Source organism: Protofrankia sp. Cas3 (genome assembly GCF_963555955.1).
Lineage (GTDB): Bacteria > Actinomycetota > Actinomycetes > Frankiales > Frankiaceae > Protofrankia.
Window position 1 is genome coordinate 1 of record NZ_CAUVXP010000195.1, and the last position, 9,078, is coordinate 9,078.

A 9,078-nucleotide genomic window follows, 5' to 3' on the forward strand; every position below is an offset into this window, starting at 1 on the left:
GTCGCCAGACGCCTCATCGACAGCGGAGCGCCACCGGCGGCGGCGTTGACCTTTCTACTGGCGGCGCCGGCCATCAATCCGGTCGTGATCGTCGCAACCGCCGTCGCCTTTCCGAACAACCCGCGGATGGTCCTGGCGCGGTTCATCGCCTCGCTGCTCGCGGCCATCATTGTCGGGTTGATCTGGCACCGGTTCGGCGTACCGATTCTGAAACAGAACGACACCGCCCCCGACGGAGATCATCATGGGGAACGCGGTGGCGGCCTGCGGCTGCGCCGGCTCGCCGATGTCGCCGGTCACGACTTCCTCCACGCCGGCGGCTTTCTCGTCCTCGGCGCAGCGCTGGCCGCGACGCTCAACGTCGTGGTGCCGCGATCGGCGCTGGACGCGGTGGCGGGCGCCGGCATCCTCACAGTGATCGCTCTTGCGGTGCTGGCGGTTGCGCTGGCCGTCTGCTCCGAGGCGGACGCGTTCGTCGCCGCGAGCCTGTCCCAGTTCCCACTGACCGCGCGACTGGCCTTCCTCGTCGTCGGACCGATGATTGACGTCAAATTGATCGCCATGCAGGTGGGGACCTTCGGTCGCCAGGTGACCTCACGGTTCGCGCCGGTGACCTTTCTCACCGCGGTCATGACCGCGGTCGTGGTCGGGACGGTTGTGCTGTGACGCACAGTGACCTTGATGGCAACGCCCTCGACGCCCTCGACGGAATCGACGGGCGCACGGGTCTTGACACCGACGATGACCACAAGACCACCGAGGTCGGCGCCGGAACCCACATCGGCCCGATCGGCGGACTCCTGCTGCTCATCATGGGCATCACCTTCCTGCGACTCGCGCAGACCGGCGCCTACACGTCCTACGTGCGGGTAGGCATGCGCATCCCGCTGCTGGCCGCCGGCGGGCTGGTGACCCTGCTCGGCGCGGTCGCCCTAGTGCGCTACGCCAGCGCCGGCAACCATGACCAGACACAATCCGCCCACCGGCACGGTCCACCGGGCGTGGCGCTGCTGCTCCTACTGCCCGTCGCCGTGATCTACATGGTCGCCCCGCCGTCCTTGGGCGCCTTCAGCGCGAGGCGTGCCACCATCATCGTGCCACCACCGCGGGCTGTCCCCTACGGGCCGCTGCACCCGGGACCGGACGGGATCGCCACCCTCCCCATGCGGGAGATCGTCGAACGGACGTACGACCGCGGCCGGTCGCTTGCCGGGACGACCGTCCAGATGACCGGTTTCGTGGCGGTACCCGAGGGCCGGCAGATCCTGCTGACCCGATTCGTGATCCGGTGCTGCGCCGCTGACGCCGAAGCCGCGGCCGTTGATCTCACGCTTCCAGACGGCGTTGCCGCACCCGCCGAAAACACCTGGGTGACGGTACTGGCGACCTGGGACGGCAACATTCCCGATCATGGTAGGCCGAAATTTGCGGCACGCACACTGGACGTCATTCCAACCCCGGTCGATCCGTACGAGACATAACCGCCATGCCGGTGGGCCCGCCGGTACGGCGAATCGACCGGGACATTTCCGCGCGGCCATGAGCGCCGCGAATTGTTCACCGGACAGTAGACCTCCTGTGCGGCTGGAGCCGCCACCGGTCAATAGCCTTCTCGCCGCCCGACCCACTTTCTCCTACCGTCCATCGGGGCCGCCGACGGCGCCCGCGGCATATGCAGCAGCGATCGCGCAGTCGTCGGCCGACCCACTCAGAACGGAGCAGCATGAGCTTTCTCTCGTCCCGACGCGCCCGCTGGGGCGTCGTCGGTGTCGCCGGTATAGCCGCGGCGACGTTAGCCTTCGTGATGCCGGCGGCGGCTTCGCAGTCGAACCAGGGGCGCCGCGGCTCCCAGGTCGAGGTACAGATACTCGGGTTCAACGACTTCCACGGCAATCTGCGTCCGCCGACCGGTAGCGGCGGGCGGATCGGTGGCGTGGACGCGGGTGGCGCCGTCTATCTCGCGACCTGGTTGAAGAAGCTTCGGGAAGGTAACCCCAACTCCGTCACCGTCTCCGCCGGTGACAATGTCGGCGCCAGCCCGTTGATTTCTGCTCTCTTTCACGACGAGCCGACGATCAACATCTTCAACGAGATGGGCGTCGACATCAGCAGCGTCGGGAACCACGAGTTCGACGAGGGCAAGGACGAACTGCGCCGGTTGCAGCGCGGCGGCTGCAACCCGGTGGACGACTGCCAGCTCGGGTGGTTCGGCGGCGCGGATTTCGAATACCTCGCGGCCAACGTCATCGACGTACACCGGGACCGGCCGCTGTTCAAGCCGTGGACGGTACGGCGGTTCCAGGGCGTACCGGTCGGGTTCATCGGAATGACCCTGAAGGACACCCCGACCATCGTCACCGCCGAGGGCGTCAAGGGCCTGCGTTTCGATGACGAGGTGGCTACGGCGAACGCCGCCGCCGCCCAGCTCAAGCAGGCTGGCGTGCACACGATCGTGCTTCTCATCCACCAGGGCGGGGCGCAGGCGAGCACCGGTACCTATGACGGCTGCACCGGCCTTTCCGGACCGATCGTCGATATCACCAAGAAGCTGGACCCGGAAATCTCGGCGGTCGTTTCCGGCCACACCCACCAGGCATACAACTGTGTCGTGGACGGTCACCTGGTCACTCAGGCCGCGTCCTTCGGCCGGGCCCTCACCGACATTCACCTGACCATCGACAGGAAGTCGGACACCGTCGTCAGCGCCACCGCCGCAAATCACATTGTGACGCGCGACGTCACTCCTGACCCCGATGTCAGCGAACTCGTGGACGAGTACGGTGCGAAGTCCGCGACTCTGGAAAACAGGGTCATCGGACGCATCACCTCCGACCTCACCCGTACCGCCTCACCGGCTGGCGAAACCCCGATGGGCGATGCCATCGCCGACGCGCAGCTGGCCGCGACGAGCTCCGCGACCACCGGTGGCGCGGTTGCCGCGTTCATGAACCCCGGCGGCGTGCGGGCGGACCTCACCTACGCTCCGTCCGGTGCCGAACAGCCCGGTGAGGTGACCTACGGCGAGGCCTTCACCGTTCAGCCGTTCAACAACCTGCTCACCGCGATGACCATCAGCGGGGACGCCATCAAGCGGGTGCTGGAACAACAGGCCACGACCAACCGGATTCTCCAGCCCGCCGGAATCACCTACAGCTACAGCGCAAGCGCACCCGTCGGCTCGAAGGTGAGCAACGTGGTCATCGGCGGGCAGCCGCTGAACCCCGCGGCCTCCTACCGGATCACTGTCAACAACTTCCTCGCCGGCGGCGGTGACGGGTTCACCGTCTTCACCGAGGGCACCGACAAGGTAAACCAGGGCATCGACCTGGATGCGTTCGCCGCCTACCTGGCTGCCAACTCACCGCTGGCACCGCCGGTCACCAACCGGATCACGCTGGTGCCGTAACAGTCGATCCCCGCGTCCGGTCCTGGTCTGCCTCAGCGGGCACCAGGCCCGGACGCTCTACCGCATGATGATTCGCCCGACCGGCTAGGATCTTGAACCCGGAGGTGGCAGTCCCGTGCGGATCGCACTCAGCCAGATCGTCGCCGACCTCGACCCGAAGGCGAACCTCGACATCGTCCATGGCCAGGCGCTCCACGCGGCCGAGCAGAACGCGCGGATCGTGGTCTTCCCCGAGGCGACGATGGCCCGCTTCGGGGTACGGCTGCGACCCGTCGCCGAACCGTTGGACGGCCCCTGGGCCGGCGACGTTCGCCGGATCGCGGCGGAGGTGGGCATCGTGGTCGTCGCCGGGATGTTCACCCCCGCGCCCGACGGGCGTGTCACCAACACGCTGTTGGTCACCGGGCCCGGCGTCGATACAAGCTACGACAAGATCCATCTGTACGACGCGTTCGGCTTCACCGAATCCCGCACGGTCGCCCCCGGATCCCAGGTGGTGACCGTGGACGTCGACGGGGTACGGATCGGCCTCGCCACCTGCTATGACGTACGCTTCCCCGAGCTGTTCCGCGCCCACGCCGACGCCGGTGCCCTGGTCTGCCTGCTGCCGGCGTCGTGGGGCGCTGGACCGGGTAAGCGTGAGCAGTGGGACCTGCTGATCCGCGCTCGGGCACTCGACGCCACCGTCTGGCTCGCCGCCGTGGGTCAGGCCGATCCGAGCTCGGTCGGTGTCGAGACGTCCGCGACCGCTCCCACCGGCATCGGCTTCAGCGCCGTCGTCGGCCCCGACGGCTCGATCCGTGAGCAGCTCGGCGCCGAACCCGGCATGATCATAGCGGAGCTGGACATCGACGAGGTCACGGCAGTGCGCCAGAAGATCGCGGTCCTTGACAACCGCCGGCTCGGACGGCCCGAGCCACCCGCGTAGGCTTCAGCTGCCCGACACGAACATACTCAGCCCGACTCGTCGGTCCACGGAGCGAGCGCACGCGTTGTGAATGTCGGCAGAGCCGCCTCCTCCTTGTCCAGCGTGAGCAGCATCGGTACATAAACCCTGCCCGCCGGGTCGTCCGTGTCGGATTCCGGGTCGCCGATCAGCGTGAAACCGTGGCGGACGTAGATACCTACCGCGGCCGTGTTGTCGGGCACAACCCATAGTCGGACGCCGATCGCGCCGACCGTTCGGGCCCATTCCACGGCGGCGTCGAGCAGAGCGTCGGCCGCCCCGGTACCGCGCAGGGCCGGCGCGACCCACATCGCGGCCACTTCACGGAACTCCGGCGCCAGCGACGGCTGGTAGACGTCGACCATGCCCATCGGTTCGTTGCCCATCGGTTCGTTCCCCCGCTCCAGGAGGAACGTCGCGTGCGCATCACCTGCGGCGTTGCGCCGCGCGCGAGCCCGCCAGTCCGCACGAGGACGGGCGCTCTCGTCCGCCAAGGTCTGCCAGAAGGACCCGGGCGCATCGGCCAGCGCCGCCAGGCGGACGCCACGTAACCGCTCGCCGTCATCGGGCCCGATGCGACCTACGTGGACGGTCAGGAGAAGAGCGCCCGGACGTCGTCCGCGTCGAGACTCGAACCGAACGCGTCGCCATCATCCATGACGCTGGAGAACAATTCGGCTTTCCTGGCCTTCAGCGCCATCACTTTCTCCTCGATGGTGTCCTTGGCGACGAGTCGGTAGACCATGACGTTCTTGGTCTGCCCGATGCGGTGTGTGCGGTCCACCGCCTGCGCCTCGGTTGCGGGGTTCCACCACGGGTCGAGCAGAAAGCAGTAGTCGGCCTCGGTGAGGTTCAGACCGAATCCGCCGGCTTTCAGACTGACGAGGAACACCGGGGCTGACCCCGTCTTGAACCGTTCGAGCACCCCCGGTCGGTTACGGGTCCTGCCGTCGAGGTAACAGTATTCCACGCCGACGGCGGACAACCGGTCGCGTACCTTACCGAGAAATCTGGTGAACTGGCTGAAGACCAAGGCCCGGTGGCCGCCGTCGATGACGTCGCTGAGCTGCTCGAGCAGGGCGTCGATCTTGGCGCTCGGAATGTCGTCATGACCGTCGTCCACGAGTCCGGCGTGCAGGCTGAGCTGGCGTAGCAGGGTCAACGAACGCAGGATCGTGAAGCGGTTCTTGTTCATGTCCGTCACCAGGCCCAGAACCCTCTCCCGTTCCCGTTGCAGGTGGGTCTGGTACAGCTTCCGGTGCCGCGAATGCAGGTCCACCTCGAGAACCTGTTCCTGCTTCGGTGGAAGTTCAGGCGCGACCTGTTCCTTGGTACGGCGCGTCATCAGCGGTCGGATCCGCCGGCGAAGCTGCGCGAGCAGCTCGGCGTCGTGCTCCTTTTCAATGGGCTGGGCGTAGTAGTCACGAAATCGTGTCGGGCTCGGGAACAGACCGGGCGCGGTGACCGACAGGAGCGACCACAGCTCCATCAGGTTGTTTTCCATCGGGGTCCCGGTGACGGCCAGTTTGAAAGTCGCCGGAAGCAGTCGAGCGCACTGGTACGCCTTTGACTGGTGGTTCTTGACGACCTGGGCCTCGTCGAGAACCAGACCGGACCACGGGAGGTCCGCGTACTTGTCATACTCGAGCCGAAACAGCGTGTACGAGGTGACGACCAGGTCTGCGCGTGACACCGCCTGTTCGAGAGGGTCGCCGCGGCGTCGCTCCGTGTCAGAAATCGTCACTGTCCGCAGACCGGGTGCGAACCGTGCCGTTTCCGCGGCCCAGTTCGCCACGACGCTCGTCGGCGCGACGACGAGGAACGGCGCGAGTTCGGGGGCGACCTGCTTCGCGTGGCAGACCAGCGCCAGCGTCTGCAGCGTCTTGCCCAGGCCCATGTCGTCGGCGAGCACCCCACCCAGCTGGTACTGCCACAGAAACGCCAGCCAGCGGAAACCCTCGAGCTGGTACGGCCGCAGCGTCGCCGCGAGCGTCGAAGGCGGCTCATACTGATCCACCGCGCTCAGCGACAGCAGCCCCGTCACCTGTTGGCGCCATGAGTGCGCCTGGCGCTCGACCACGCCGAGCTCGGCCAGCTCGTCCCACAGCCCGGCCTGGAACCTGCTGATCCGCAGCTGACCGGCGGGTCGGTCCTGCAGCGCCCGCGCCTCTTCGATCAGCCGCCGCAAAGCCTGCAGCTCGGGCTTGTCCAAACTGAAATAGGCGCCGTCGGCGAGGAGCAGGTGCGACTGGCCCCGACCCAGCGCCAGGAAGACGTCCGCGAACGGCACCTGACGACCTTCCACGGAGATGGTGACCCCGAGGTCGAACCAGTCGGTCTCACCCACCACGTCATCGGTCGACAGGCCGATACGCAGCGAGTCGCCCGCCTCCCGGTAGTCGACAGGCTCGCCGCTGACCTCGACGACAACCCCGGGACGCCCCGCCAGCCACGGAAGCAGCTCCGTCGTCACGCGCATCGTGTCGGTACCGCGCAGCCGCACCCGCGACGGCAGGGTCAGCTCCGGGGTCAGTTCCGCGGTCAGCTCCTCGCCTGCGAACCCCGGCCCGACGCAGAGCACGGCCGCCGCATCGGGGGGCAGGTCCAGCGCGGCCAGCACATCCCGCTCCTGGCGCGGGTCCCGGAATCCCTCCGGCGCCGCGTCGCGCAACGGTACGCGTATCCGCCGTCCGCCGAGGTCATACTCCCACTCCACGTTGAGGTCGAGGTCGTGGTCATCACCGTAGGCGGCACGCAGCACCAGGGTCGGCGGCACCACCTCCGGCGGTACGAACGACCCGTCACGGGACAGCACCGGGGCCAGCCGGCGCAACCGCGGGTAGAACTCCGTCCGGAACCGGTCCTCCTCGACAGCTGGGACCTCCAGGCTCCGGTTCCCGACCGCCATCCGCTGCAGCGCCGGCGGCACCGGCTCGACGAGACGAGCAAGCCGCACGTGCCAGTCGCGGTGGTCCTCAGACGCCCGGATCTCCGCCCGATCGACGTAGATGACACCGTGGCCGTCGCCGCCGATGAACGAGAACACCGCGGCCTCGGCTTCGGCCGACCCTTCGATGCGAAGCAGGGGTGCGACGATCAAGGATTCCGAGCTCGCGTCGCGCATCACGTCCACACACAGTTCGGCGAGGCCGTAACGGTCCACGTCGCCGAGCTTCTTCCTCGCGTGGACGAACCGGAGGCCGACCGCCGCGGCCGCGTCGAGCATCGGCCAGAGTTGGTGGCTCCCGAATGCGGAAAGGTCGAGCCGCTTCGGCCCGCTGTGAGAGTAGTACGAGTAGTCGTACCGGTCCTGTCGGGCCCTGTACAGGGCGAACATCTCCTGCAGCACCTGGACGTGCGCCGGCGAGAACTCACCGACCTTGTACGACGCATTCAGCTCGTCCCACCCGACGGCGGCGACCCAGCCGTTTTTTCCCGGCTTGACCAGCCGAGCCGTCACCTTCAGGCCCAACTCGGTGGTGGCGGCGCCGGCCGACGGATACGCCGCGAAACTCAGCTCGACGGCCAACGGCGTCGTCCCGCGGCCTGTCCACGGATGGCCGCTCTCGGGGACGGGTGGAGAGTCGAGCAGCTCCCCCAACGACTGGACCCACACCTGCGACGGTGGCGCTCTCACCGGCATCCCATTCCAGCGTCGTGACCACATCGTGCCGTGCGCCGCGGACACTCCTGGCATCCGGATGACCCCTGACAGCCACCCGCAGACCAGCAGTACCGGACCTCTACCACGGTACCGGGTAGCTGCGACGACGCTCGGATCATGTCCGCGAAGGTAACAGATTGTGGCAGGACGTCCTGTCGCGGCTACCCGCCAGGTCGAGGAGGACCACAGTCGATGTGCAGGACAAACAACGCCACGGCGTCGCACGCCTAAGATCGCCCGGAATGGAGATCGCCCCACTCCGCCACCATGACGTCGAAGCAGTACTACCCATGTACTACTCATGTACTACACTGGGCTCATGGAACAGGTACCCGTGCGGGTGCTCAATCAGGACACCGCAGGTGTCCTGGCGCGTGTCGAACACGGCGAGACCATCGAAATCACCCGACACGGCAAGGTGATCGGCCGAATCGTGCCGGCAACCCCCGGGGAACTGGACGACCTGATCGCAGCGGGCAAGGTCGCCCCAGCCACCGTCACCGGCCCGTTCATCGCACCGCAGGGCCCACTGATCAATGGCCTGGAAGCCGGTGCGCTGATCCGACAACTCCGTGACGAGGAACGCTGGTGATCTATCTGGACACCTCCGCGATCGTAAAGCTGATCAGACCCGAGCTGGAGAGCGACGAGCTGACCGAATGGCTCAACTCTCGGCAGACCGAGCATGTGATCACCTCCAAACTCGCCGAAGTCGAAGTCCCACGGGCGTTACGCCGGGAGGAACCGGCACGGCTGGCAGCGGTGCCAAGCGTCCTTGCCCATCTTGACCGCCTCGACATCGACGACGCCATCCGAGCCACCGCGGGCGCCTACCCGTTCCCCCACCTGCGGTCACTGGACGCCATCCACCTGGCCACCGCGGACCAGCTCGTCGCGTCCGGAAAGACGATCAGCGCCTTTGTGACATACGACAAACGCCTGGCCATCACCGCCGGAGAAATCGGCCTGGTCACAGCAGCGCCCGGCGGCGGATTCAACGGCGGCCAGGTCTCGCGGTAGGCGTCGATGTCGCGGACCCCCTGCTGCGCCGTCTGCTGGGCC

Annotated in this window: 8 protein-coding genes; 6 read left to right on the forward strand and 2 right to left on the reverse strand. The window is 67.3% G+C overall.

Annotated elements, in window-relative coordinates:
- The 4 genes from U9983_RS24420 to U9983_RS24435 all read left to right on the forward strand — a co-directional run.
- On the forward strand, positions 1-666 hold a 666-nt coding region (locus U9983_RS24420), incomplete at its 5' end, for a permease (RefSeq protein ID WP_322756261.1).
- The gene (locus tag U9983_RS24425; RefSeq protein WP_322756262.1) at positions 663-1,481 is read left to right on the forward strand and encodes a TIGR03943 family putative permease subunit; all 819 of its coding nucleotides are present in this window, start codon (positions 663-665) and stop codon (positions 1,479-1,481) included. The genes U9983_RS24420 and U9983_RS24425, both read left to right, overlap by 4 nt.
- Before the next feature lie 242 nt (positions 1,482-1,723).
- Positions 1,724-3,406, forward strand: a complete 1,683-nt coding sequence (locus U9983_RS24430; protein WP_322756263.1) for a bifunctional metallophosphatase/5'-nucleotidase — start codon at positions 1,724-1,726, stop codon at positions 3,404-3,406.
- Between the two features lie 115 nt (positions 3,407-3,521).
- A complete protein-coding gene (locus U9983_RS24435) occupies positions 3,522-4,334 on the forward strand; it encodes a carbon-nitrogen hydrolase family protein (RefSeq protein WP_322756264.1) in 813 nt (270 codons plus the stop codon).
- A 26-nt stretch (positions 4,335-4,360) separates the two neighbouring features.
- Here the strand turns inward: U9983_RS24435 and U9983_RS24440 are convergent, their stop codons facing one another.
- Together U9983_RS24440 and U9983_RS24445 are read right to left on the reverse strand one after the other, a co-directional pair.
- The gene (locus U9983_RS24440; RefSeq protein ID WP_322756265.1) at positions 4,361-4,846 is read right to left on the reverse strand and encodes a GNAT family N-acetyltransferase; all 486 of its coding nucleotides are present in this window, start codon (positions 4,844-4,846) and stop codon (positions 4,361-4,363) included.
- Positions 4,847-4,944: 98 nt separating this feature from the next.
- Positions 4,945-8,049 carry a DEAD/DEAH box helicase gene (locus tag U9983_RS24445; RefSeq protein WP_322756266.1) on the reverse strand — a complete coding sequence of 1,035 codons (3,105 nt, stop codon included), beginning with the start codon at positions 8,047-8,049 and terminating at the stop codon, positions 4,945-4,947.
- Between the two features lie 286 nt (positions 8,050-8,335).
- Here U9983_RS24445 and U9983_RS24450 point away from each other — a divergent pair, with 286 nt between their 5' ends.
- Both U9983_RS24450 and U9983_RS24455 read left to right on the forward strand, forming a co-directional pair.
- On the forward strand, positions 8,336-8,608 hold the full coding sequence (locus U9983_RS24450; protein ID WP_416211518.1) for a type II toxin-antitoxin system Phd/YefM family antitoxin: 273 nt from the start codon (positions 8,336-8,338) through the stop codon (positions 8,606-8,608).
- Positions 8,605-9,036, forward strand: coding sequence for a type II toxin-antitoxin system VapC family toxin (locus U9983_RS24455; protein ID WP_322751515.1), 432 nt, complete (start codon positions 8,605-8,607; stop codon positions 9,034-9,036). Before U9983_RS24450 ends, U9983_RS24455 begins: the two co-directional genes overlap by 4 nt.
- Positions 9,037-9,078 lie beyond the last annotated feature (42 nt).

Excerpts from the sequence above, each read along its gene's own strand:
- U9983_RS24450 (WP_416211518.1), top strand. The coding sequence starts at position 8,336 with ATGGAACAGGTACCCGTGCGGGTGCTCAATCAGGACACCGCAGGTGTC.
- U9983_RS24430 (WP_322756263.1), top strand. The coding sequence starts at position 1,724 with ATGAGCTTTCTCTCGTCCCGACGCGCCCGCTGGGGCGTCGTCGGTGTC.
- U9983_RS24445 (WP_322756266.1), bottom strand. The coding sequence starts at position 8,049 with ATGCCAGGAGTGTCCGCGGCGCACGGCACGATGTGGTCACGACGCTGG.